At 59.4% G+C, this 26,691-nt stretch carries 16 protein-coding genes and 3 pseudogenes; 17 read left to right on the plus strand and 2 right to left on the minus strand.

The window, feature by feature from the left end:
• Positions 1-199 precede the first annotated feature (199 nt).
• Positions 200-1,738, plus strand: a complete 1,539-nt coding sequence (gene istA / locus P6U28_RS01265; protein WP_407121089.1) for an IS21 family transposase — start codon at positions 200-202, stop codon at positions 1,736-1,738.
• 15 nt (positions 1,739-1,753) lie between these two features.
• Positions 1,754-2,404 (plus strand): IS21-like element helper ATPase IstB, encoded by a 651-nt coding sequence (gene istB / locus P6U28_RS01270; protein ID WP_407121549.1) that lies wholly within the window; start codon positions 1,754-1,756, stop codon positions 2,402-2,404.
• Here istB (P6U28_RS01270) and P6U28_RS01275 read toward each other — a convergent pair.
• Entirely contained in the window at positions 2,399-3,451 is a 1,053-nt protein-coding gene (locus P6U28_RS01275; protein WP_407121551.1) for a hypothetical protein, read from the minus strand. The genes istB (P6U28_RS01270) and P6U28_RS01275 overlap by 6 nt on opposite strands.
• Positions 3,339-4,280 carry a recombinase family protein gene (locus tag P6U28_RS01280; RefSeq protein ID WP_407123183.1) on the minus strand — a complete coding sequence of 314 codons (942 nt, stop codon included), beginning with the start codon at positions 4,278-4,280 and terminating at the stop codon, positions 3,339-3,341. Before P6U28_RS01280 ends, P6U28_RS01275 begins: the two co-directional genes overlap by 113 nt.
• A 732-nt stretch (positions 4,281-5,012) precedes the next feature.
• Here P6U28_RS01280 and P6U28_RS01285 point away from each other — a divergent pair.
• The 15 genes and pseudogenes from P6U28_RS01285 to istB (P6U28_RS01355) form a co-directional block, all read left to right on the plus strand.
• Positions 5,013-5,132 (plus strand): annotated as a pseudogene (locus tag P6U28_RS01285) (ATP-binding protein); the annotation flags it as partial.
• Positions 5,133-5,771: 639 nt separating this feature from the next.
• Positions 5,772-6,083 (plus strand): hypothetical protein, encoded by a 312-nt coding sequence (locus P6U28_RS01290; RefSeq protein ID WP_407121552.1) that lies wholly within the window; start codon positions 5,772-5,774, stop codon positions 6,081-6,083.
• A 546-nt stretch (positions 6,084-6,629) separates the two neighbouring features.
• On the plus strand, positions 6,630-6,851 hold the full coding sequence (locus P6U28_RS01295; RefSeq protein ID WP_129143657.1) for a hypothetical protein: 222 nt from the start codon (positions 6,630-6,632) through the stop codon (positions 6,849-6,851).
• Positions 6,852-8,094: 1,243 nt separating this feature from the next.
• A pseudogene (locus P6U28_RS01300) lies at positions 8,095-9,293 on the plus strand (IS256 family transposase).
• 929 nt (positions 9,294-10,222) lie between these two features.
• Positions 10,223-11,323: a sulfotransferase family protein gene (locus tag P6U28_RS01305; RefSeq protein WP_407121554.1), complete on the plus strand. Its 1,101-nt coding sequence runs from the start codon at positions 10,223-10,225 to the stop codon at positions 11,321-11,323.
• A 212-nt stretch (positions 11,324-11,535) separates the two neighbouring features.
• The gene (cysD, locus tag P6U28_RS01310) at positions 11,536-12,492 is read left to right on the plus strand and encodes a sulfate adenylyltransferase subunit CysD (protein ID WP_407123184.1); all 957 of its coding nucleotides are present in this window, start codon (positions 11,536-11,538) and stop codon (positions 12,490-12,492) included.
• The gene (cysN, locus tag P6U28_RS01315; RefSeq protein WP_407121556.1) at positions 12,492-14,375 is read left to right on the plus strand and encodes a sulfate adenylyltransferase subunit CysN; all 1,884 of its coding nucleotides are present in this window, start codon (positions 12,492-12,494) and stop codon (positions 14,373-14,375) included. The genes cysD and cysN overlap by 1 nt, the downstream gene beginning before the upstream one ends.
• 2,196 nt (positions 14,376-16,571) lie before the next feature.
• Entirely contained in the window at positions 16,572-18,983 is a 2,412-nt protein-coding gene (locus P6U28_RS01320) for a 2-aminoethylphosphonate--pyruvate transaminase (protein ID WP_407121558.1), read from the plus strand.
• Positions 18,984-19,014: 31 nt separating this feature from the next.
• Entirely contained in the window at positions 19,015-20,073 is a 1,059-nt protein-coding gene (gene rtxC, locus P6U28_RS01325; protein ID WP_122405150.1) for a dhydrorhizobitoxine desaturase, read from the plus strand.
• Positions 20,074-20,102: 29 nt separating this feature from the next.
• A complete protein-coding gene (locus P6U28_RS01330) occupies positions 20,103-20,888 on the plus strand; it encodes a gamma-glutamyl-gamma-aminobutyrate hydrolase family protein (protein WP_244607769.1) in 786 nt (261 codons plus the stop codon).
• A gap of 162 nt (positions 20,889-21,050) precedes the next feature.
• Entirely contained in the window at positions 21,051-21,920 is an 870-nt protein-coding gene (locus P6U28_RS01335; protein ID WP_407121561.1) for an EamA family transporter, read from the plus strand.
• On the plus strand, positions 21,917-23,203 hold the full coding sequence (locus P6U28_RS01340; RefSeq protein WP_407121562.1) for an ATP-grasp domain-containing protein: 1,287 nt from the start codon (positions 21,917-21,919) through the stop codon (positions 23,201-23,203). Before P6U28_RS01335 ends, P6U28_RS01340 begins: the two co-directional genes overlap by 4 nt.
• Positions 23,203-24,138 (plus strand): hypothetical protein, encoded by a 936-nt coding sequence (locus P6U28_RS01345; protein ID WP_407121563.1) that lies wholly within the window; start codon positions 23,203-23,205, stop codon positions 24,136-24,138. Before P6U28_RS01340 ends, P6U28_RS01345 begins: the two co-directional genes overlap by 1 nt.
• A 114-nt stretch (positions 24,139-24,252) precedes the next feature.
• Positions 24,253-25,805, plus strand: a pseudogene (gene istA, locus P6U28_RS01350) (IS21 family transposase).
• Positions 25,802-26,614 carry an IS21-like element helper ATPase IstB gene (gene istB / locus P6U28_RS01355; protein ID WP_283085345.1) on the plus strand — a complete coding sequence of 271 codons (813 nt, stop codon included), beginning with the start codon at positions 25,802-25,804 and terminating at the stop codon, positions 26,612-26,614. Before istA (P6U28_RS01350) ends, istB (P6U28_RS01355) begins: the two are co-directional and overlap by 4 nt.
• The last annotated feature ends 77 nt before the right edge of the window (positions 26,615-26,691 follow it).

The following is a 26,691-nucleotide window of genomic DNA, read 5'->3' on the forward strand; positions in this document are numbered from 1 at the left end:
GCAGTTGGAAGCGAAAGAAGCGTGCGCGTTCCAGCCGATCGTGATCACCGATTCCAGGCCATCGTGATCACGCGTTCCAGAGCATCGTGATCACCATTTCCAGCCGATCGTGATCGATCGGGGGCAACCAGGAGGCGTCCACCGCTGACAGTCTGCAACCTGGCTACCTTGGTCTTTTGCCTAACCGCAGAGGATCGAGATGCCGACCGAGAGACTGTCCATGCGCCACATTCGTGAAGTTCTACGCCTGCACTACAGCGTCGGCATGTCGCAACGCGCCGTTGCCCGCAGCCTCGGCCTGGCCCAAGGCACGGTCAGCAAGTACCTGAACCGAACCCGCCGCGCCGGCCTGACCTGGCCGTTGCCGCCGGAGCTGGATGACGATGTCCGGCTCGAGAACCGCCTATATCCGCCACCATCCGATCGGCCCAGCGACGAGCGTCCGCAGCCGGATTGGGCGCTGGTGCATCGCGAGCTGCGGCGCTCAAACGTCACGCTGATGCTGTTGTGGGAGGAGTATTGCGACGCAAACTCCGACAGCTTCAGCTACTCGTGGTTCTGTGAACGCTACAAGGAATGGGCCGGCCGCCTCAAGCCGACCCTGCGCCAGGTTCATGTCGCCGGCGAGAAGCTGTTCGTTGATTATTCCGGCCACACCATGGAGGTGGTTGACGGGCTCAGCGGTGAGGTGCGGAGCGCGCAGATCTTCGTCGCCGTGCTCGGCGCCTCGAACTACACCTACGCCGAGGCCAGCCTCAGCCAGAGCCTGCCGGACTGGATCGCCTCGCACGTTCGGGCGTTTGCCTATTTCGGCGGCGTGGCCCGGCAGACGGTGAGCGACAACCTGAAGGCCGGCATCACCCGGGCCTGCTTTCATGAGCCGATGGTCAACCGGACCTATGCCGATCTCGCCCGCCATTACCGCACCGCCATCGTCCCGGCGCGGCCGTATCGGCCGCGCGACAAGGCCAAGGTCGAAGTCGGCGTCCAAATCGTCGGACGATGGATTCTGGCGCGCCTGCGCAACCACCGCTTCTTCTCGCTTGCCGCCCTCAACGAGGCGATCCGTGTGCTTCTCGCCGATCTCAACAATCGACCGCTGCGCAGCTGGGGACGAAGTCGGCGCGACCTGTTCGAGGAGCTCGATCGTCCGGCGCTCACCCCCTTGCCGGATGAACCGTACGAGTATGCCGAGTGGAAGCGCTGCCGGGTCAATCTCGACTATCATGTCGAGATCGCCAAACATTACTACAGCGTTCCTCACAACCTCGTGCATCAGGAGGTCGAGGCTCGGATCACCGCGCGAACGGTCGAGATTTTCCTGCGCGGCAAGCGCATCGCCTCGCACCTGCGCAGCACGCTGCCGCATCGCCCAACGACGATTTCCGAGCATATGCCGAGCTCGCATCGCCGCTATCGTGACTGGACCCATGAGCGTATTCGTTCCGAAGCCGCCAAGGTCGGCCCCGACGTCGACACTCTGATCGACGTCATCCTGCGGTCGCGGCCGCACCCGGAACAGGGCTTCCGCTCCGCCATCGGCATTCTCGGGCTGGTCAAGCGCTACGGCCAGGAACGCGTCGACGCCGCCTGCGCCCGTGCCCTCCTGATCAACGCCCGTTCGTACAAATCGGTCGCCGCCATCCTCAAGAACGGCACTGACAGAACCGCTCCGCCCGCCGAGGAGGCGCCCATCCTCTTCCACGCCAACATCCGTGGCCGCAGTTACTACAATTGATCAGGAGAGATCAGCATGCTCATTCACCCTACCGTCGATCGCTTGCGCGCCCTCGGCCTCGCCGCCATGGCCGATACCCTCGTCGAACTGCAGAACAATCCCGAGGCGGCCGGGATGCCGCATCCCGATTGGCTCGGCCTCCTCGTCGATCGCGAGGTCACCGCCCGTGACAACCGCCGCCTCACGCGCCGCTTGACCAGTGCCAAGCTCCGCCAGGCGGCCGCCATCGAGAATGTCGATTATCGCACCGCCCGCGGCCTTGACCGTTCGCTCTTCCAGACCCTCGCCACCTGCCAATGGATCCGTGATGCCAACCACCTGGTCATCGTCGGCCCAACCGGCACCGGCAAGTCCTGGCTTGCCTGCGCGCTCGGCAACAAGGCTTGCCGCGACGGCTTCTCCGTCCTCTACAAGAGGGCATCTCGCCTGTTCGCCGATCTCGCCCAGGCGCGCGGCGAAGGCCGTCTGGCGCGCCTGATCGCCGCTCTGGAGCGCGTCAATCTCCTCATTCTCGACGACTGGGGACCCGAACCGCTCACCGCCGACCAGCGGCGCGATCTGCTCGAGATTGTCGATGATCGCTACGACAAGGGGTCGTTGTTGATCACAAGTCAGGTCCCCGTGTCGCAATGGCACGACGTCATTGCCGAGCCGATGGCTTCATGATGCCTCCTTCTTCGAACGCTTGGTGCGTCGTACCCGATTGCGAAGCTGACTGATCTGTTCGTCGGAAAGCTCGATCTGCCATGGCTGACCTTTGGCTAACTGATGACCTGCCAGCAATCCGCGCGCGAGATAATCGAACACCGTCTGTGGGGTTACTCCAAGCTCGGCCGCCGCGCCCTGAATCGAGAAGCTCCCGTCGGGCCAGCGCATCGGGTTCTTGTCCATGCCGTTGATTTTGACGGTGGGAATGCCCCAGCGGGTGCGTAACACCCAGACGTTCTCGCCTTTGAAGGCGCAGCCTCGGGCCGCGACGAAGCCTTCCTGATTGAGTATCGCCGCGATCTCGCCATCCATTTTGTGTTCAGCATTCAACTCGAGGATCCGTCGCCGCAACCGATCAATGTCGATGTAATCGCGGTAGGTGTGAACGCGCCGTTGTACGTGATGCTCGCTGGTTGCGCCGGTCTGCCAGACGATCTTGAGCCACACTTGACCTCGGGTCCGCTTCTGATCAAGAACGACTTCGCGGATGACAAATCGCAGAATGCGCTTGCGATCGGCTGCCGACGTGGTGGCCGTATTCCAAATCCGCGGCAGGTTCTCGCCGAGCGCTTGTAGCCCAGCGCGTTCCGCCGGGCCAATCAGAAGCGGCTCTTGTGCGCACCAACGCGCATGCTGCTGCTCGACCGCCTCGACGACACGCAGCTTCTCTTCCCAAGCCCGCTCAAGTGAGCGCGCCACAAGACGGTTCTCGGGTTCTACGGCGTCATACTGACGCCGAGCGCGCTCGGCCTCGTAGCGGGCGCGCTCCACGCGAAGCGCCCACTGGCGCTCGAGCTGACGGCTCTCCTGCTCCAGTTGGCCCGCCGCCGCGAGTGCGATCTCAATCTGATCCGGCACCAGGGCATCGAGGACCACCCGCTCGACCAGCGCGTCAACCGCCAAGGCCCGGACTTCCTGACACAGTGCACTGCCTTGCTGGTCCCGATCCGAGCGGCAGCAATAGACCGGATAGTCGGCATTCGGGCCCGTGTAGCGCATGCTCATGCGCCGTCCCGCAACGGCCGCAGATCGCAATTCCTTGTAACAGGGCTACCCCCTTGCGCGGTACGCCAGAATGTCCTGCCTCATAGCGGAAGACGTTATCTGCCAGTCGCCCCTGGTTGGCCATGAACTCCTCCCAGCTGATATAGCCTGGGTGAGCGGCGTGGAGGCAAACCGCCCAATCCCCGATCGCCACCTTGACCGTTCCCGTCAGCGATCCCGGCCGGCATCGGCTCGGATCCTTTTGCCGGCGGCCATAAACATACGCCCCAGCATAGGCCGGATTTTGAAGGACGCTAAGGACGCGTGCACTATCTGGCGCACGCCAGACGATCTCGTGTGGAGATGGTCCAAGCAGCGGTCGAACCGGCAAGGACAATCCGTTCCTGTCCAAGTAACGCATCACACGGCGAGCGCTCTGCAGTTCCCGGAATTTGGCGAACACGAGATGAAGACGGGCCCGCACCTCCTCATCGGGATTGAGAACAATTGTGCCCGCTCGATCATAGGCGAGCCCGGCTGGCAGCGGCAGCCGCAGCTCGCCCCGCGCCGCCTTCTGGCGTTCCCCTTGGTGAAGGCGCATCCGAAGCTGATGCAACTCCGCCTCGCTCATGATGCCGGACAAGCCCAACAGCAGGCGGTCGTGGTAGGCGCGCGGATCGTAAAGCCGCTCGCCATCCGCAATGAGCACGCCGAACACCGAGCACAGTTCGAGAAGCTGATGCCAGTCCCGGTTATTGCGGGCCAAGCGAGAAGCGTCGAGGCTTACCACAAGACCGGCGTTGCCAAGGCCGATCTCGGCAATGAGCTTCTGGAAACCATGACGATCCACGCCGCCAGCACCGGATTTGCCCAGATCCTCGTCAATGACCTGGACGCGCTCCGGGGCCAACCCAGACCGATGGCACGATCGACGAGGCGGTACTGCAGCTCCGTGCTCTCCTGGTGCTGGCGCACCTGGTTCACGGATGACTGCCGCACGTAGACATAGGCCAACTTGGCTCGGTGCGCAGTCGTGAGCCGCTCGTCAGCGACGTTCAAGCTGATCAGCACGACCCAGTCCCCTTCCGGGCGTGCCGGGAACCGCTTGCATTCGCCGCAGCAGCGTGGCGAGGATTTGAGCGATCTGGGTTTGCGTCGCGGTCGACAGATTCGGCCACAGGCGCGGAATGTCGGCCGTCGGATGGCCGGGTGGATTTGCCAACGTCGGCAGGGGTCGATACGCAACGCGACCTGGAAGCGGTCGGTGGGTCATCGCGAATCACCTTCTCGTCGAGAAGGCTCAGACTCGCGCTCAAATGTTGCATCAATGGGATCAGCGTACGTGCACTGATGCGCGGCAGATCGGCCGCATCCGGGCGGGAAGTGATCGGCGTCTCGGCAAGATCCGTCGACGCGATCCGAACCGCCCGCGGCCGGCCGTCCGGCAGCGCGACAACGACGTAGGCGGGACCGCGCCCCGACCGCTCCTTCAGCACCTCAAGCCGGTGCCCAAACAGAAAATGATGCGGGTCCGTGATCGTGACGTGAGACACGACCCGCTCAAGAATAGGGGTACTCTGACGTGTTCGGCGACCCCACTCTTGGCGATGCGATATTGGACCGCATCATTCACAATGCGCATCGCCTTGAGCTCAAGGGCGACAGCCTGCGCCGTCAGGCCGGCGAAAAGAAAAAACCGTGAGCGCCTCGCGCACGATCGCCCCGCCGGCCCACAGGCCCCTCCCGCGCGCGTCGCTACGTCGCTCGTGGGGGCACTCCGCGCCGCGCACGGGGCCCTCCCATGGACCGCCGGGACGATCTCCAAGCCAGCCCAACCATCCTTGACGAGGAGACTATTTCCAGCACACTTAAACCCGTCAGTCGTGTTCGTCTCCTGTGATCACGATCATCTGGAATCCGTGATCGCCATCGTCTGGAACACCTGATCACCATTCCTGGAATGCGCAAGAAGCGGGCGGTGCGTTCAGTGAGCGATGTCATCCGGCGAGATGTGGAACAGCGTGGGTACCACCGACGTAGTTTGATATCAAATCGATCGAAGACGGCAGTCGAGACCTCATCACACGCTTAGCTCTATCTCCGCTGGCCCATGCTTCAAAACACTGTGGGCAGGATGTCGCCGATGCCGTTGAGAACCTTGCTTACGGCGAAGCAATTTTGCGCTGGCGAGGAAGCAATCCAGGCTGTCATCGACGGCAGTCGGTATCCTGCTTCATTAGGCTGATGGGGCAAGGTTTCTTTTGAAAAGCGGCGCACAGCGCTGTGGCTTCCCTCAGGATAAGTATTATGGAGCTTTTCCTCGACTCGATGGCGTGCGCGCGTGAGTTTTCAGCTGTCCATACTGAAGATACTTGCCGGCCAGCCGCACGAGCGGGCGAGCATCGAAGTCGTTAAACAGCATTTGGCCATCTATTACAGCAGCGGCCCAGAGTGGCCGGCCCGTATGAAGCGCATCGCGAGCCGCGCGCCGCAGCTCGATATTTTCGGCCAAAGGCTGATCGAGCGAGAGGTCGGGTGCTGGATTATTACCGACGCGGGAAGGAAAGCTCTTGAGAGGCTCGAACTGCTAGATCTGGGTGCTAGGGAGGGGAAGGTTGAACGGGAGATCGCGCAAGAGCCCGAGGATGAGTAGCCCCTCATGGTGTCTTCGCAGCTGCGAGCGAGCGCGCGCAGAAAGCGTTCCTTGGCACGCGATTAAGCCGGCGCAAAGGTTATAGGCGTGACGGCTTACCGCTCAATCCCTTGCTGATAGCCACGTGCCCCGATTAGATCGCGCAAGTTTCAGTTTGGAGATAATGCAGTGTCTAGTACTGTGAAGCGATTCAACGGGACCAAGGGATGACATGGCTTCCTCCGACCTGAGTGTGGAGGACCTGATGTCTTCATGCACTTGGACACGTTGAGCCGAGCCCGGGCGACGGACACGAAGGCGAGACTGATTTTTGTGTTCGCGCACGCTCCAGAGGAGCTCTGGCACTTAGTTAGCGAGAGCGGGGTAAATCGCCAATGCGGCTGCATTCAATAACGAAGCCTCTCAACACAGCGTCTGTACGGAGTTAAGAATTCAACAGCTGCAGTAGTCCAGACACCTTCTCTTCCAAAAACATGACCGAGCTAATAATTGGCGCGAGTTCCGATGACTGTTCGTTTTTTTTGCGGTCGTCGCTCCGAAAAAACTATGCTACAAGCACTCCTCTCAGAAGGAGCATTCATCGTGAAAAAAGCAACCAAGAAACGCGTTAAGCGGCGCGAGTGGACGAAGGCTGATATCAAAGAGCTCAAAGTCCATTCGAAGGCTCGGACCCCGGTCATAAAAATAGCAAAGATGACCAAACGCAGCGTCGGCGCGCTACGCCAGAAAGCCTTAAATCTCGGAATCGGACTCGGACATCAGCGTTAATTTCAGCAACGCTGGCTAATGGCACGGTAGGGCGGCTCGCGGGCCGCCCTCTTTGGCCATAGCAACTTTGTTGCACATTAGCTTTAGCTTTGCCGTCTGTGCTGAGAGAGTTTTTTACTCACGTGCCGGATGCTCTTCAATGTCGCGGAACGGGGCTCCATCGTCTCCTGATCTTCGATCAAGTTTTTTGGAAGGTGGTTTCGACGGCCGCTTGCAATGTATGATTGCCAGTGAAAGACATAGTCATAGCCACAGACCGGTCTTGAAGATAAAGCCGCCCGGTCCGGGAGCACATGCGATGGCGCCAACCGCCCAGTACTAGGCGCCTTACTTTGAGAAGCTGCAGACGAAACCCCTCCGGGGCGAAGCTAGTCTTCGTTCGGGCATCAGCTTCTTCAGCTTCGGGCGCTGGGCCGAACACATCGGCTGACCGCTTTAGCCAAATAGAAACAAACTCGCGAATGGGGACATTCTCGACGCTCATGCCAGCTAAAGTTTCGGTGTAAGCCGACGGCGTCGAGCCTGTCGGCTAGCTCGAGCTCCTGGGCGATATGGCGCGCTCAACAGCAATTGAAAAAGGGCTCTGTTAGCTTGATAGATGGCGGCGGGGCGGTTACGTCCTGAACCCATCATGACCTGCGCGCCCTCAGCGTCGTGAACGGACCACAACCACCTTCGACCGCGCTGCTTTAAGACGTATTCGAAGAATGGGAGACTCATGATTAGCGAGCTCCATTTCTGACAGTTGCGTTTGGTCTTCTGAATACCAGACGGGCCCATTCCAGGCGATACCTCACTGTGGCAGCCTTGGCAATGAACTTGCTTGATCGGTCAATGCCGCTTTCATCAAAAGTGAGCTCATTCTGCGCTGTCTGTCGTGGCGTCAAAGTCGCGAGATGCTTGCGCGTTTTGGCCGTCAGCGACATCTGCAGGATCCGGTCATCGTTTGCGGAGGACTTATGCCGCAGCAACCGTTGTTCTCTAGCAACTTTGAGTAGGTCGTCACGAAGGAAGGGTCGACGTGCATCAATCGTGACACCAGATTGACCTGTACAACCCTTTTTTCTCTGCCCAAATAGGTCACCGGGTCGTGTCCCGAGGAGTGGTGTAGCTGATTAGCAAAGCCGCTCGCGAAGCGCGCCCTCAATAGCGCCGTAGCGAGCGAGCGGCTTTGCGGGTGGTCACCGATGATTCGTCGGTAAGGTTTGGATTGCGACAGCCAACCTGATTCGAGGAACCACCGATGACCGACGACATGATGAACCTGCGCACGCTCGTAGAGAAGACCCCCGATGCAGATCTCTTGCGCGAGATGATCGGCTTTGCCGCCCACCGGCTGATGGAGCTGGAGGTCGAGGGCCTGACCGGGGCCGCGTACGGCGAGAAGAGCCAGGAACGGCAGGTCCAGCGCAACGGCTACCGCGACCGGAGCTGGGAGACCCGCGCCGGCACCGTCGAGCTGCGCATTCCCAAGCTGCGCAAAGGCTCCTACTTCCCGGGCTTCCTCGAGCCGCGGCGGATGGCCGAGAAGGCGCTCACCGCCGTGGTGCAGGAGGCCTACGTGCAGGGCGTCTCCACCCGCTCGGTCGACGATCTGGTGCAGGCGATGGGCATGAGCGGGATCTCCAAGAGCCAGGTGTCGCGGCTGTGCGGCGAGATCGACGACAAGGTGAAGGCCTTCCTCAACCGCCCGATCGAGGGCGACTGGCCCTATCTGTGGATCGACGCGACCTACGTGAAGGTGCGCCAGAACGGGCGCATCGTCTCGGTCGCGGTGATCATCGCGGTGGAGTCAACAGCGATGGCCGCCGCGAGGTGCTCGGCATGGATATCGGTCCGTCAGAGGCCGAGACGTTCTGGACGGCGTTCCTGCGCAAGCTGGCGCGGCGGGGCCTGCGCGGCGTCAAGCTCGTCGTCTCCGACGCCCATGAGGGCATCAAGGCGACCGTCAGCAAGGTGCTCAACGCCTCTTGGCAACGCTGCCGCGTGCACTTCATGCGCAACGCGCTGGCGCATGCTGGCAAGAGCGGCCGGCGCGTCGTCTCCGCCTTCATCGCCACCGCCTTTGCCCAGGACGACGCCGAGGCAGCACGGGCGCAATGGCGGCGCATCGCCGACCAGCTCCGCCCCAAGCTGCCGAAGCTCGCCGCCTTCCTCGACGAGGCCGAGACCGACGTGCTGGCCTATATGAGCTTCCCGGCCGCGCACCGCGCCAAGCTGCACTCGACCAATCCGCTCGAACGGGTCAACGGCGAGATCAAGCGCCGAACCGAAGTGGTTGGCATCTTCCCGAATGAGGACGCCATCACTCGCCTGATCGGTGCCATCCTGCTCGAACAGAACGACGAGTGGACGGTTCAACGCGGCCGCTACATGACACTGGAAACCATCGCCCCGTTGGGCGATGATCCCGCCGTCAGCTTCCCGGCAATCGCCAGCTGACCGATCCGGCCCATGCCGGCGAACGTGGTGACCCGCACTCAGCTACACCACGCCACGGGACACGATCGGTCACCGCCATCAGGATTGTCCACCGTGGCCCAGTGATGCCAGGCACAATGGCAGGAAATCTGGCAAGTTCTTCGAGACAAGCATGGATTGATCTGCTCTCCCCACGTGATCGGCCGGACAATCTCGTTTCCGTCAGTATAGATGCGGCCAAGCGCGCTTGCTGGATCAGCCATCTTAAGCCAGGTTCCGTCCTTTACAACCGTCCTTAGCGCCGATTAGGGGGGCGGCAGTGCTGCAAGAGCAGGTAAATCAAACAGTTGGTATAGTTCGGACGGATGGGCTTCAACAGGCTGGCCGGAGCTATGGCTTAGTGTCTTGGACCAACGGCAGTATGCACGGCAAAGTTGCGTTAGGATCGATACGCGCTAACAAGATAGCTGCGCGTCGCCAAGTGAGATGTCCGCGATGTGGGCTGCTTCTTTGCCGCGCTCGCCGAGCTGTCCGCTCTTGTATGCCGAATATCAGTGAGGTGCATGTCGCATTTACGGCTTCAATGCCCCAGCAACGGGCAACTTATGACTACACGTAATAGCCTTCCTGTACCGCGGGCGGTCTTCGGCAAACGTCCGTATAGTTCTTTCCAACCTTCCCCTATCCGCAATCGATCTTCGTGTAATTGAGCTGCCGCTTGACGTCGTTTTAACTGTCGAGCAATCGAGGGGCGATTGCAGTTATCTTTCGGTGATCCCGCCGATCGATCGAACTGAACGGTCTAAACTCATGAGTGCTAGACAAAACTCTTGTCTCGGTTTGATGCTTTGCACGGAAGCGGCTGCCCATGTGATCCCGCGGCTGGCTTTGTTTCGCTCAATCGAGCGAGCGCCGGCAGGGTGTGCTTTTCAGGCACGAGGGTCTGAACGATGAGCGGACGTTTTGGCCGTTCGCCTGCGGTGTGCTTTCTTCTTGGTCTTCCACGATCCGGGACGACACTCCTGGCGCATTTGCTCCAGCACCATCCAGACATTGTGGCTCCGCCTGAACCCTGGTTGATGCTGGCGCTTGAAGCATTTGGCAGGGTGGACCAGCGCCATCCGGCGGGCAGCTCACTGATCAAGGCCGCGACCTCGGAGTTCCTGGGGCGGATAGATCGCACGATCGCCAGCCGCGCTTATGCCGATGCAGCATATGATCAGTATCTGGCGGACGCGGGCAAGCGCATCATCATAGACAAGACACCACGGTATTGGACCGTGCTTGAGTTTCTTGAATCTGTCTATCCAGAAGCACCACACATCCTTCTGATGCGCAATCCCTATGCCATCGCCGCTTCACTGAAATCGACGTGGGGCATCCCACTGCGGACAGAAAGCCCGCATTCGGTTAGCGTATCCAGTCTCGCCGATCTCATGCTCCGTCTGCCCGACGTCATCATAACTTCACTCGCCGATTTGGTTCTGGGCCTTCCCAAGCTCGCCGCGCACCGCTCTCGCCCTCAGACACAGTTCGTGCAATACGAACTGCTCGTGGCGCATCAGGACGAGGAAATCCGGCGTCTGTTGAAGGGGCTCGGCTGTGACCCAGCGGCCGTCGCATCGGCTGGGATGAGACAAGCAGATTATCTTCGATCCAGCAGCTTTGGGGATCGAAAAATCCTGGAACGAAACGTCGTTGACGAAAGCTCTGTCAAATCATGGCAATCTCAATTGAGCGTCGAAGAGATGCAAACCGTGACTGATTTGGTCGGCGCTGAGCTTTTGCTAGAACTCGGATATGAGCAGGAACTGCTGCGTGCACAGAAAGCCGGAGTGCTGGATAGGGGAGGTGAGGTAACCGAACTTTATCGTCGGATATTCCGAACCTGGTGGGATTTGCGAAGTACCAAGGCCGGAGCATTATCCGACCCCTCTCACGCTGGAGAGCCGGTCCACACTGCTTGGAACGTTTCGGAGAACCGCGACGCGGCTATCGAGATGTTGCGAGGCGAGGTCGCGCGGCTTGAGCAGATCCTCAATAATTCCTAGGGCGATCTGAATGCTTGCGATCAAAACACGCTGGTTGATTTAGGCAAGATCCTTAACCCGCACGAGTTGATCTCCCGATCAGGTGGCGCCGGCAGCACCAGCGGAGGAATACGATATGCTGCCGCGTCTGCAAGTCTGCTGTCCAATGGAGCTTGACCTCATGGACGAGCCTGCCGCTTGGCCGGCCGTTTCCGCCGCGGATATTCCTCACTCTGGGCTGGAGCCACAGAACGGCGAAGAACAGCGATCCTGCATCGAAAAGAAGATATATGCTGCCGAAACATCTGCGCCGTCTCGAAGCTGAATCGATTGAAATCATGCGTGATGTGGTCGCCGAGTTCAAAAGGCCCGTCATGCTTTACTCGATCGGAAAAGACTCAAGCGTAATGCTGCACATTGCGATCAAGGCGTTCTATCCGGCAAAATTGCCTTTCCCCCTGCTTCACGTCGACACGACCTGGAAGTTCCGTGAGATGATCAGCTTTCGAGACGCGACAGCCAAGCGGCTCGGCCTCGACTTGATTGTCCATATCAACAAGGAGGGCATCGCTCGCGGGATCAATCCGATCGATTCCGGCTCCGCGCTCCATACCCAGGTGATGAAGACAGACGCGCTGAAGCAGGCCCTCGACCTCCACGGATTTGATGCCGCCTTTGGCGGCGCCCGGCGCGATGAGGAAAAGAGTCGCGCAAAAGAACGGATACTCTCCTTCCGTTCGGCGGGCCACGTATGGGACCCCCGTAACCAGCGGCCGGAGCTTTGGAGCCTGTTCAACACACGGATACGCCAGGGTGAAACCATGCGCGTGTTTGCGATGTCAAACTGGACGGAGCTCGATGTCTGGGAATACATCATGCTCGAGAAGATTCCGGTCGTTCCGCTCTACTTCGCAAAACAAAGACCCACAGTGCGTCGAAATGGTGCGATGATCATGGTTGACGACAAGCGATTGCCGCTTAACTGCGGCGAGACGCCGGAAATGCGGATGATCCGCTTTCGCACGCTTGGATGTTATCCTTTGAGCGGGGCTATTGAATCCGATGCGATGGCGATTGAAGACATCGTCGCAGAAATGCAGACTGCGACTTTGTCGGAGCGCCAGGGACGCCTAATTGATGTCGATGAAGCCGCTTCAATGGAGAAGAAGAAGAGGGAAGGCTACTTTTGATGTTTGTAAAGCCGGCAACGGAAGCGGTCCCGGCCAGGACAAAGGATCAGCTGCGATTCATCACGTGTGGCTCGGTGGACGACGGCAAATCGACGCTGATCGGCCGGTTACTGCACGACAGCAAGATGATCTACCACGATCAGCTCACGGTGCTGGAACGCGACAGCATCAAGCACGGTAGCGCCGGAAATGACATCGATTTCGCGTTGCTCGTGGACGGGCTTGAGGCCGAACGGGAGCAGGGCATCACGATCGACGTCGCCTACCGCTTCTTCACGACGCCGCGGCGCTCCTTCATGGTGGCCGACACTCCCGGCCACGAGCAGTATACCCGCAATATGGCTACCGGCGCCTCGCATGCCCAGCTTGCCATCATCCTGATCGATGCCCGCAAAGGCGTGATGGTTCAGACCCGCCGCCACTCCTTTATCTGTTCGCTGCTCGGAATTCGTCATGTCGTCCTGGCAGTGAACAAGATCGATCTTGTCGCATACAACAAAGAGTGCTTCGATCGGATCGCCCGTGGCTATCTGGCCTTTGCCGCCGGTCTCGGCTTCACCTCGATCATTCCGATCCCGATCTCGGCCCGCTACGGCGACAACGTTGTGAATCGTTCCGCTCATGCCACCTGGTACGATGGTCCCTGCCTGCTCGAGCATTTGGAGAGCATTGACATCCCGTCCGGCACCGCAGGCCAGGCTTTCCGCTTTCCGGTCCAATGGGTGAACCGCCCAAATCCGGATTTTCGGGGCTATGCCGGGACGGTGGCTTCCGGGAGGATCTCGGCAGGAGACGAGATCGTTGTCGCCGCGTCGGGACGGACCACGCGCATCAAGCGGATCGTGACCCACGATGGCGACCTTGTCGGCGCCGAAGCCGGCGATGCGGTTACCATTACACTGGAAGATGAAATCGATATCGGCCGTGGCGACATTCTGTCGCGGCCGGACGACCGACCGAAGGTCGCCGACCAGTTCGCCGCTTATGTGATCTGGATGGACAAGGAGCCGCTCGCTCCCGGACGCAATTACGTCCTGCGGATTGGATCGCAGACGATTACCGGCAGCATTACCGCAATTAGGCATCGGATCGACGTCAACACTTGTGAGCATCTGGCCTCCGCGATGCTTTCCCTCAACGAGATCGCCTTCTGCGATGTTGCGACCGCAATGCCCGCAGTATTCGATCCTTACGACCTCAATCGAAAGACCGGATCGTTTATCTTCATCGATCGTTACACAAATCGTACGGTCGGGGCCGGCATGATCGCCTTTCCGCTACGGCGGGACAACAATAATGCTAGACAAGCGCTATCCGTGGACAGGAGGGAGCGCGCCGCGCTCAAGAATCAGAAGCCTTGCGTCATCTGGTTCACTGGCCTGTCTGGCGCGGGAAAGACGACGATTGCCAACCTGGTTGATCAAAAGCTGTGTGGCATGTCGCGGCATACTATGCTGCTGGATGGCGACAACCTCCGGCACGGATTAAACGCGGACCTCGGCTTCTCGGAGGCGGACCGCGTGGAGAACATTCGGCGCGTCGGTGAAGTTGCCAAGTTGATGGCGGACAGCGGCTTGATCGTGATCTGCTCCTTCATCTCGCCCTCTAGGGACGAACGGGACAGGGTGCGCGGCCTGGTTGGCAAGGAGGAGTTCATAGAAGTCTTTGTCGATACGCCGATCGAGGAATGCGCTCGGCGAGACCCAAAAGGCCTGTATTCAAAAGTGAAATCCGGCCAAATCAAGAACTTCACCGGGATGGATTCGTGCTACGAAGCACCAACAGCACCGGAGATTCATCTGAGGACCATGGAGCAGACCCCAGAGCATTCAGCGGAAGCGGTAGTGGATGTCTTGATGGCGCGCTCAATTCTTGATGGTTAGATGTCCCTCGCATCGCACCATCGAATATCCTGCTGGACCGGCCAAAGGCGATTCGGCTCGGGCGGGCCTGCGATCGGACTTTTCGCTCCAAAGGAACAAAATTGTCGCACCCACTCCTCGAGTGCCCGCTTCCGGTTACGTGCTCGAAGTGATGGACAATTCGAGACCGAGTACGCGAGCAGAGATTGAGCATGGGCGGGAGCGGAGGAGATCAAGAAGCGCCTTCCATGCTCCAGATGAGAATCTACGATGATAACAAAGGCCAGAGAGGAAGTCCGACTCCCAGTAAGTTGAGTTTCGTTACTTCTTGCTACGCGTGCGGCCAGCGACGCCGAGCTCCCATTAAGCAAGCCAGGCAGTGTCGGCCGGCTTCGATCTTTCGCGCAGCAGTATGAGGTTGCGGCCTCGGTTTTCCGAGCCTGGCCGCATCCAGCGAGCGGGCGCTTGCTTCAGTATATTGACCAATCCGAACTTAGCAGTCGACCCCGACTCCCTCCTGTCGCGACCCTGCCAGCTTTCGGGAAGCTTGCTTCCTTTTGGCCCGCCGCTCGTCGACCGATGCGGCCCGCGTACGCGCCGCGCCTTCGCATCGCAGGACAAAGCAGCCGCGATCCTTAGCCATCCTGCCATGAAGCCGGCGATGGGCGCGGCCGAAAAGGCAAGGGAGTTCATCCATGGCAAGCGACAAGGACGATGTCTTGATGATCCGCTCTGGTCCACCGTCAACCTCCTCGACCGCGCGGTAGACACGTCGAACGCGAGTTCGCCATCAACGAGCAGGCGCGGCAGAGGAGTCAACGCGAGCAGGATGGCTCGGAGGTGCGATCCGTCCAACCAGATCGCCTCGCGACCAAGGTACTTGCGCTCATTGAGTGCCGCAACGGGATGGAACTCCGGCTCACCTTGGGCCTCACGTGTTGACCAACCTTCAACTACGGCACCCTCACAATGCCGATGATTGCTCCGTGAGACGTTCTCGCCGCAAAGCGGCGTGCAGAACCGAGAGATGCTGCCAGCCTAGCGATTGCTCGCAGAGAGGGACACGTGCCATTACCTGCAGTCGGCTCGACGTAGTCCTAAGCATGATGACATGTTCTGCTTCACGGCGACTCGCCGAAAGATGTCGAACGATCGTTGCTAAAAAGGCCAGCGATCCAAGGCCCCCCAATTGTCTTCAAGTGGGACTCGACCACAGCCTGCGAAGGCCGCTCCATTGAAGCGCAACGACTGATACCAGCAGTCATGTGCGACGAGCGCGTACACTTTCCAGGCACCAGCATCCAGGAGGATCTCGCCTGAACGGCGGAGAAGCTCGGTACCTCCATCTGGGGGTATGGCGAGGATCGTACGTGAACGGAAGATTGGGCCATCACTTACCTGCAGGTATCCCGCTTGCAGGCGGAATTGCCGCGGTCCTGATGTCGAACTCTCACTCTAGCTCGCTGTGAATCTCCGCACTCTGCTGCCTACGTCGGCTTGTCGCCCCCACATGGGAGTACGTCAGGAAAAATTCACGCCAGAAAATCCCGCGAGAGGGTTGAAACGCCCCTAACGTCAAGTTGTACGCTTTTGAAAGGGACGGCGACAGCCATCAGCGTCCGAAACCCTCCAATGAGTGACGGAGTGCGAATGCATCAAACCTCAAGCCCACGCATCAAACTCCCGCTGCCAACGACGATCACCGTGTGTGCCATGCCCTGATCTGCCTCCCAGGCGCGATGACATCCGACTGCATCGTTCCCTAAGGTCAAACTTGCCTGCATCGCGCAGGTTCACCGCAAATCGGTCGGTCGACCTGCCGCTTCGCGGCGCAAAAGGCGAGCGCGCTCAACCCGGCACATCCGTGCCTGGATGAGAGCGCGCGTGGGTGCCAGTTGCGGTCGAGGGGGCGGTCGCAAAGCCAATTTCTGGGAGACGTGAATGGCATCGGTGATGAGCTTTAGGAGAGGTCGCTCTGTATCTGCCATGAGATATGGAGGTTGGCATCCGGCGGGGTTTTCGGACGCCGAGGCGAAACGCGCCCGCGTATGGCGCCTGCCCCGAAGCTGTTGACCGAGAAAGTCGATGCTCGCCACAGGGGCTCCCTGTGGCTCCAGATCAATTGACCACTACAACCTGAGGAGGAATGGTTTGACGAGACAGCGCTCTTTGCTAACGCCTGGTCCATTGTCGTTATCGCTGGCGGTCAGAAGCCAGATGCAGCTTGATCTCGCATCGCGCGATTGCGAGTTCAAGGAAGTGACCGCCTGCATGAGGCGGCTGATGCTCAACTTGCTGGGAAGTTCTGAGGAATATTCGGTGGTGCCTATTCAGGGAGGCGGCTCTTTTGCAATGGAAGCCGCTCTCTCTTCATTTGTGTCCCAAGCCGACAGGCCGCTCGTTTGCATAAACGGCATCTATGGCGAGCGCATTTTGCGAATCTTGAGGCTGTGGGGCGTCGAAGCGCTGAAGCTCGTCAAGCGAGCGACCGATCCTTTGAATCCTCAAGAAATTGGCGAGTATCTGAGCCGAAATCCTGGCGTTACGCACCTATGTTTCGTGCATTGCGAGACGACAACCGGAATCGTCAATCCGCTGGACGCGATCGTGGAGGAGGCGAGGCGACGTGGCGTAAAGACGATCGTCGACGCGATGAGTTCTTTTGGCGCCCTTAATATCGATCTGCGCCAGCGTGGAGCTGACGTCCTGGTCACCTCGAGCAACAAGTGCATAGAAGGGCCGCCGGGAGTAGCGTTTGTCATCGCGTCTCGCGAGCTGCTCGAGAATGCGGTTCAAGAACGGAGGTCGTTTGTGCTCGACGTGAGAGATCAATGGCTCTCGCTCGAGCGCACCGGTGAGTGGCGATCGACCCCACCCACCCACATTGTTCAGGCAACGACAAAGGCCTTGGAGATTCTGCACGAGGAGGGAATTGATGCCAGGCGCCGCAGGTATGAGAAGATCAGGGACGATCTCGTCAAAGAACTCGAAGGAGTAGTGTCGCCGCTGCTGTCCACGGAGTTGCTGTCGCCGGTCTGCGTCGCGTTCAGTGCGCCGTCCGGAATCGTGGACCAGGCAGGATTTGATGGGCTGTACCGCCACTTGGCGGCTCACAACCTTTACGTCTACTCGAAGCTGCATCTTCCGACGCGGAGTTTCCGCATCGGTTGCATTGGAGAAATCCGATCAAGCTGGATCGAGCAGCTGGGGTGCGCCTTTCGTACATATTTCCGGTCCGGCCAGGCTCGGTCGGTGGCGCCGATGTCGGCGCAAGAGACATGCGCGGCTCGCGCAAATATGCCGGCTCGAACGGCTAAAGAAACGCAGCTGCCGTTCTCGGCTGAGACTGCTGTTCTGCATGCGGGCTATCGACGTGACGTAGCGACGAAAGCCGTCGCAGTGCCGATTTACCAGAATACAGCTTATGAGCTCGATGGCGATCTAAACCACATTGCCGACGTCTACAACGTCAAGGCCGATGGGTTCACCTACACAAGGATCATCAATCCGACGACCCGCGCGTTGGAAAGGCGCTACGCCGCCGTTGATATGGGAAGCGACTCGCTCGCGGTTGCGTCGGGTCAAGCGGCGACGTTCCTTGCTATCGTCAACCTGTCAAGTGGCGAAGTGGGGGACAATGTCGTCGCCTCTCCGTATCTATATGGCAATACCTGGAACCTGCTCCACAACACATTAAAGCGTCTTGGGATCAGCGTGAGGACGGCAGATCCTCGAAAGCCCGAGACGTTTGAACGTGCCATTGATGATCGCACGATATGCCTGTTCGGAGAGGTGATTTCGAACCCTTGTCTGATTCCGCTCCCCGTCAAACAGCTGGCCGAGATCGGCCGAAAGTACGGCGTGCCTTTGGTCGTGGACAATACGACAACGCCACTGGTATGCCGGCCCTCAGATCTCGGCGCTGCGATTACGACGTACTCCGCGACAAAATATATTTGCGGCCACGGTACGACGCTCGGCGGACTGATCGTTGACAACGGCGAGTTTAGCTACCGGGGAGCCTCTCGCTTTCCCTTGTTCAATCGTCCCGACGATGCGCATGGCGGAATTGTCTGGCATAACGCGGTACGCGATGTCGACGATCTCGGAAAGAGCGAGTTTCTCCTCAAGGCTCGCATGACCTGGTTGCGCGATACCGGCGCGGCGATCGCCCCGTTTGCGAGCTTTCAACTGATCCAGGGGCTTGAAACGCTGCCACTTCGCATGAAGCAGCACTGCGCGAATGCCAGGATCGTGGCCGACGTTCTCAAGGAGCATCCTAAAGTGCGCCGTGTCTTCTACCCGGGGCTCTTTGAAGGCGCGGATCGGGAAACCGTCGAACAGACACTCAATGCTGCATACGGGCACGGGGCGATGGTCATGTTCGAAGTGGAGGACGAACAAGCCGGGCGCAAGTTCATCCAGAACGTCGACTTGATGTATCACGTTTCGAATGTCGGCGATGCCCGCACGCTCGTGACCCATCCTGTCTCGACGACCCACACCACCGTCCCGCGGGAAAAGCGCGAAGCCGCCGGCATATTTGGCGGCTCGGTCCGGCTTTGCGTCGGCATCGAAGATGTCAACGACATCCTGCGCGATCTGGACAAGGCGCTTTCCGCAATCTGACAACCTGCAAGGCGATCAGGAGGAGGTTCTCATGAATCAGGCAGAAGCTTGGAAATTGAGGTCATCACGCTATGAGGCCGTTCAATTCAGCCGAGAGATCAATAAGCAGCTCTCCGAGTTGAGACCCGACAACATAACGGGAGCTGCTTATATTGCCAAAGATTACGCTGTCATCACAGCGTGCACGCTCGCGACTGTGTCGGTCTCATGGTGGCTCTACCCGCTGGCCGTCATTCTAATTGGTGCCTATCAGCGCGGATTGACAACCATCGCTCATGATGCGGCTCACCGCACGCTCGCGAAGAACACGACCTGGAACTACGTGCTGGGCATCCTGTTCGCCTCCTATCCGTTGTTCCAGCGCCACTGGGCCTACCGGATCTCGCACGTCTATTTGCATCATCCCTATCTTGGAGACCCGGACAAGGATCCCGACCTGAAGTTCTTCCTGGCCAGCGGCGTTTACGACGTGCAGCCTCCGGAGCGGTACGCTTTCAACATGATCTGGAAGCCGATCTTCGGTGGCGCGACAGTGGCGTATCTGAAGTATCTTTGGACCAATCGATTTTCGATCACAGAGGTCGATGATCAGAGCCGCTCCGGCATACTTATCGACAAGTATGGCTTCTATCTCTTCTGGGTCACCATCCTGGGCGGCTCATATGCTGTTGGGCTGCTCCATATCGTCGTCCTGTTTTGGATCGTGCCCTATCTCACCACGTTTCAGGTCCTCGGCTGGTTTATCGAGCTCGCCGAGCACTCACCTATGTGCGAAACCGAGACGCAGAACGTCTATCTCACCCGGAATCGGAAAGGAAATTTCCTCGAGCGGGCGATCCTTGGGCAGAATTTGGATGAGTACCACCTTGAGCATCACCTTTCGCCCGGTATCCCGTTTTGGCTGTTGCGCAAAGCTCAGAAAATCCGAATGCAGGATCCGAACTACGCGAAGGTTGCCGCGACTTGGGGCGGGCTCTTTGTCAAGGGACCTCAAGGTCAACCTAGCGTCATAGCTCAGTTGAAGGAGCGAAATCGACGCTTGTATGAGCAGTCCCTTGCCGAGGTTCGCACCCGAGGGCAGGTCGCGTGACGTTGTTACGGCCAGAGAGCACCCGAGCCGTGGTCGGCGTCACTTCAAACCGTCTTCTGATCGATGGTGTGCATCGCGACTGGTTGCGGCGCAAGTACTTGCAGGCACTCCATCGTCATGCGGGAGTGGCTTGCGTCATATTGCCGACGGTCGACGCCGAAGATGCGAGGGAGGAGGTCGCCCCGGCGATCATGCGCCGGCTCGACGGCTTGGTGTTGACGGGTGATGAATCGAACATCGACCCGGCCGTCCTGAGAGCGCCTGCGTACTTGACGGACGCTGATCGGCAGGACGTTGAGGTTGGGATCCTCGACCGTCCGCGGGACAGGCTCTCTGCCGTAACTATAAAGAGCGCTATCGCGCTCGGAATGCCTATTCTGGGCATCTGCCGTGGGCTTCAGGAACTCAACGTCTATTTCGGCGGCACGCTCCGCTCATCGCTTGCCGAGTGGAGCCCGGAAAGTGGCGCGATGCATGCCGAGAAGCCAGACCGTCCAAGAGACCGCCAGTACGACGCCGCGCACAGCGTCAGGATATGTTCCGATGGCCCGCTCTTTCCAATCGCGCGGACGATCGACGCGCAAGTCAACTCGCTGCACAACCAAGGCATTGAGGCGCTTGCCCCAGCGCTGAGGCCCGAGGCGTGGGCGCCCGATGGTTTGGTCGAGGCGGCCTCGGTCATTGGCGCCCCGACGCTGCAAATCGGTGTGCAATGGCACCCCGAATGGCACGTTTCAACCGATCCCCTCAGCAAGCAACTCTTCAAGGCATTTGGAGAGGCGTGTGTGGGGTACCACCAGACTAAGAAGAACTAGAGGCGGATTGTGACATTTCAAACCAAACGTGGTCCGTGCGGGCCGAAAGGACAGTCCTTCGGAACCGATGCACGCGCCTGGTCCTGCGAGGGTCGCGCGCCGCCTCGCAGGCACAGGAAAACTGGGCGATTAACGAGTCCCTTCGCTCTAGGGGTGTTCTTTGTGGCGCTTTATGTCGTCGTGAGCGCGGCAGGCGAGGTTTATGCGGCGTCGTATTTTCAGCAGGCGGATGTGTTCGTCGCGCTCCTGTTCTCCTTCGCTATGGTTTGTCTGACGTTCAATCTGCTGGCTCGCCACGAGAGAGGCAAGGCAACGGTGGCGAACTGGTCGCTGCTGGTCTTCGTCGCGCTTAATGCCGTGACAGCGATCAGCTGGATCGGCCTATTTATCGGACTGAAATACGCTGAACCTGCGATTGTCGTCGCCTTCATGGTGGCTCTGGGGCCAACCGCAACAGTGTGGTTAAACGCACTGATCAGGCGCCAGGGTGTCCCTCCAGCATCCGATATTGTCGTGAGCGGTACGATCGCAACTATCGGGAGTTACATGGTTTGGATCTCGGCCAGCGGCAACGCAGGCGTGGAGTGGGGGCCTCGATCGTCCTTTGGCATCGCCTTGGCCATCGTGGCCGGCCTATCGCTGGCCCTTACAAATATACTTGTCAAACTGCTATTCGACCGTGGTTTTTCTGGCCGACAGGTCCTGGCGCATCGCTTTTATGGAACGATCCTCTTGCTGCTGGGACTGGTCGACCATTCATCTATCGTGCCCGAGATCTCGCAGCATTGGTTTGCGATCGCAGCAATTGGGCTGTCGACGATCATTGTTCCATTGCTCTTGATCCAGCAGGGCATTCGGCGCGTAGAGCCCTTCACCGTCAACATGGTCCTGTCAACCGCCCCTATCATCACCTTCCTGTTCCAGTACTTCGATTCTCGCATCGTGCCTTCGTCACATACGTTCATTGGAAACGCTCTCATTACGGCTGTCGCTGTCGGCAACATCTACTTGCAGTATCGGAGATCCGCATGAAACAACGGAATTGTGTAATCGTAGACGCATACTCTACCGGTCGATACCTACCGGAAGAGTTCAAGCGCTATGGAATTGGAACGGTGCATGTGATGTCGGCTGCACAGATTGCGCCCATATTCCGATCGCATTTCAATGCGGATCTTTATGATGAAGTCATTCGCCCCAGCGAGGGGATGGGCTATGACGAAACCGTTGAATATCATCTTCAGGCTCTGCATGGCCGGGAATTGGAGTTCGTTATCGCGGGCTGCGAGACCGGAGTTGAACTCGCCGATTCTTTGTCGGAGCGGCTGGGCTTGCCGTCAAATGGAACCGCGCTATCCGCTGCTCGGCGTGACAAAGCGCGATTGTCTTGCGCGTTGACCTCTGCAGGCGTGCGATCCATCAGACAAGTCGTGTCCGACAATCCTGTAGAGATCGCGAGCTGGAAGCGTGAAGCGAAGTTCGATCAGATCGTGATCAAGCCTCTGAACAGTACGGGTACCGAAGACGTATTCTTTTGCTCGAAAGAAGAAGATATTCAGCGAGCTCTAAGCACAATTGTCGGGAAGACGAACCGTATCGGAGCGTTGAATCGTTTTGCCCTTGGACAAGAGAAAATAAACGGCCAGCAATACACCGTGAATGCCGTCTCGATCGACGGGCAAGCCTTCGTTACGGAGGCCTGGACCTATGACACGGTTCCGATTGATGGGGCATCATCGGTCTGCTCACTTGAGAGATTGTTGGACGGCAGCGAACCAATCGTTCAGGAACTGTCCGACTACTTGGTGCGTGCGTTGCAGGCACTACAGATCGTCGACGGACCGGCTCATGCTGAGATCATCGTCGATCATCGGGGACCGGTTCTGGTGGACTTCGGAGCGAGGCGTCAAGGGACCATGTCTGCAAGAGCACGAACGATGGCGTTGGGGCACAATCATATGACCCTGACGGCCTGGCGCTACGCAGATCCCAAGGGCTTTCGTGAATATATGAGGCGGCGCGGGCCGTACAAGCGGCAGGCCCCCGCACTTTGCGTCTCGCTGATCTCAGATATGGGCGGTGTCGTTGCCGGTTACCCGGGGCTCGAAGCAATCCGCAAGCTTCCGAGCTTCGCGGATGCCATCGCCTTCGTTCCAATTGGTCAAAAGCTGGTTCCCACGATCGACTTGGCGTCGACACCTGGCATCGTTTATCTCGTGAATAGCGATTTGACTCAGCTTGGGGATGATTATCGCAAGTTGCGAGCAATGCGGATGGACCAGGTGTTCGATTTAGTGACGCAGGATCGCGACTAATGCCAACTGCTGGTGCCAGGTTGACCGGAGCAAATCCAGCCCGCGCGGCGATGGTCGGCGTAAGCGACTTCGATGGCGTTTTGCGAGGAAAACACGTATTGGGTGAAGATCTCTCGGTTGGAGATAAAGTTATCAAGTTCTCTGAAGCGGTGCTGGCGTGGGATTGTTCGGATCGGGTTATTCCGGCCAGTTTCACGCAAAAGCCGCTATCGGCGTTCGGAGATGCTGACCTGCGTATTCTGTCAGGCACCGGCCGTTCAGTGTCTCTTGTCGGCGATCAGTATCTCTACCTCGCGGAGTTCACGGGCGCACATGAGAGCATCTGCCCGCGGGGTATTCTGCGGAAGGTGCTGAGAAGGGCTGCTGACCACGGATACGGCTGCACTGCCGGGTTCGAGTTTGAATTCATGCTGTTCAAGGAGAATGCAGACACGATCGAAGAAAAGCCGTTCGGCGAATGGGCTCCTTTAACGCGCGGCCCGTTCGGCTACTCGATTGCGCGCTCTGTCGCGCAACATGAGCTGTTCGACGAGATCTTGGCGCTTTGTGAGAAGGCTAGAACACCTCTCAGCGGATTGCACTTTGAAACGGGACCTGGCGTGGTCGAAGCATCGCTTCGTCATTGTGATGCGCTGGAAGCCGCTGATCGAGCAACCATATTCAAGTCGATGATAAAAGCCTGGGCGCAAAGGCGAGGCATGATGGCTACATTCATGGCCAAGGTGTCCGAGAAATGGCCCGGCCAGTCCGGCCATATTCATATCTCGATGTCCTCGGATAGTCAGAATGCGTTTTACGACGGTGATGCGTTCGGCAACGTCTCGAAACTTATGAGTCAATTCATCGCCGGACAGCTAGAATACATGAATGAGTTCTGTGTGCTCGCTGCGCTGTCGCGCGGCGATCAGGATGGAAGGCAGCGTCAATCAAGGTGAGAGTTTCGCTGGGCTCGTGACGTAGGGAGGGCGTAGCCCGACCGGAGTTACGAGCCCAGCGTCGGCGCGATCCCGAGGAGGACCGCGCCGACTGGTGATCGCGGCCGGCGGGTTATGCAAGTGGTTCTTCCGCCAAGAGGAATCACTCGCGTGCCCGGCCGACACATCACAGATCACCAGATGAGGCTCTACATGAAGTACCGTCAGACCGATAGCCCGCCGGTGGCGGCGGCCAAGGCGTCATTCAGTGCGTCGACCGCCTATCGGATCGAGAGAGACCCCCGACTTCCATCGCAAAGGAAGGCGCCTCGCGGCCGGCGACGACCGGACCCGTTGAGCGACGTGTTTGAGACCGAGATCGTCCCGATCCTGAAGGGGTCACCTGGCTTACGCCCGGTGGCGGTGTTCGAGGAGATGCTACGGCGTCATCCGGATCTCGGCAGCGGTATCCGTCGTACCCTGGAACGTCGGATCCGTGCATGGCGGGCGATCCACGGCGAGGAGCAGGAGGTGATCTTCCGCCAAACCCACGAGCCTGGCCAACTCGGCCTCTCCGACTTCACAGACATGGACGAGTTGGGTGTTACGATCGCGGGTGCACCGTTGGCTCATCGTCTCTATCACTTCCGTTTGGCCTATTGCGGGTTCGAGCACGCCCACGTCGTGCTTGGCGGCGAGAGCTTCGTTGCCCTGGCCGAAGGCCTGCAGAATGCCCTCTGGTCGCTCGGTGGGGCGCCGCGGGAGCATCGGACCGACAGTCTGTCGGCCGCATTCTGCAATCTCGATCGTGATGCACGGGACGATCTGACGCAGCGATACGAGGCCCTTTGTGCCCCCATTACGGCATGCGGCCTTCCCGCAACAATCGAGGTGTTGCTCACGAGAATGGTTCGATCGAAGGGTCCCACGGTCATCTCAAGCGAGCAATCGCGGATGCCTTGCTGCTGCGCGGAACTGTCGACTTCGACGATCTTGCCACCTATCGCGGCTTCATCGACGAGATCGTTAGCCGCCGCAATGCCCGCAACGCCAAGCGGATCGATAGCGAGCGCGTGGTGTTGCAGGAGCTGCCCGATCGCCGCACCTCCGACTACGAAGAGGTGATCGTCCGCGTGACGTCGTCCGGCGGCTTCACCCTGCGCAAGGTGTTCTACACGGTGCCATCGCGCCTGATCGGTCACCGGCTGCGGGTGCGCCTTTACGACGATCGTCTCGACGTGTTCGTCGGCGGCACCCATCTCGTCACCCTGCCGCGTGGGCGGCCGCATCCCAATGGCAAGTACGACCAGATCGTCGATTATCGGCACGTGATCCATTCCTTGCGGCGCAAGCCGATGGCGCTTCTCAATCTGGTCTACCGAGATCGGCTGTTCCCGCGCGATGCCTATCGGAAGACCTTCGATCGCTTGCGCGAACGCTTGCCGGACAAGAAGGCCTGCCGGATCATGGTCGATCTCCTCGCGCTCGCTAATGAGCGCGGCTGCGAGGCCGAACTCGCCGATCAGCTCACCGCCGACCTTGACGCCGGCCGACTGCCCGACCTCAACCAGTTGCGCGCTCACTTCGCTCCCGACCCCGCCAACCTGCCGAACGTCGTGGTGCAGCTCGCGCCGCTTGCGACCTACGAATGCCTCATCGGTACCGCCGAGACCGGAGGTGCCGCATGAGCGTAACGAACACGGTTGATACCGCACGCCTCAATCTGTTGCTCAACGAGCTCCGCCTACCAGCCATCAAGGTGCTGTGGGCGCAATTTGCCGAGCAATCCGACAAGGAAGGCTGGCCGGCCGGCCGCTTCCTCGCCACCATCGCCGAGCACGAGATCGCCGAACGCGGCCGCCGTCGAATCGAACGGCACCTTGTCGAAGCACGTTTGCCCGCCGGAAAGACCTTCGACAGCTTCGACTTCGAAGCCGTGCCGATGATCTCCAAGGCGCAGGTGATGGCGCTCGCCGCCGGTGACAGCTGGCTGGGCAAGGGCGCCAATTTGCTGTTGTTCGGCCCGCCCGGCGGCGGAAAGAGCCACTTGGCGGCAGCGATTGGCCTGGCCCTCATCGAGAACGGATGGCGCGTCCTCTTCACCCGCACCACCGATCTCGTGCAGAAGCTCCAGCTGGCGCGACGCGAGCTCAACCTCGAGGCGGCCATCAATCGTCTCGATCGCTTCGATCTCCTGATCCTCGATGATCTTGCCTACGTCACCAAGGACCAGGCCGAGACCAGCGTGCTGTTCGAACTCATCAGCGCACGCTACGAGCGCCGCTCAATGCTGATCACCGCCAATCAGCCATTCGGCGAATGGAACAGGGTCTTCCCGGACCCCGCCATGACCCTCGCCGCTATCGATCGCCTCGTTCACCACGCCACCATCGTCGAGATGAACGTCGAGAGCTATCGCAGACGGACCGCCCTCGAACGAAAACGCGGCCCAGGACGGCCGCCATCGCACGCGACACCCAAAACCGTCGCTGATTGACGCTGCGCGACAATCAGACTTCAACAAAACTCTTGCGCGCGACAATCATCGCGGCAATCATCATCAGGCCGCGACAC

The organism is Bradyrhizobium sp. STM 3561 (assembly GCF_045571455.1).
In the GTDB taxonomy this organism is placed as follows: domain Bacteria; phylum Pseudomonadota; class Alphaproteobacteria; order Rhizobiales; family Xanthobacteraceae; genus Bradyrhizobium; species Bradyrhizobium vignae.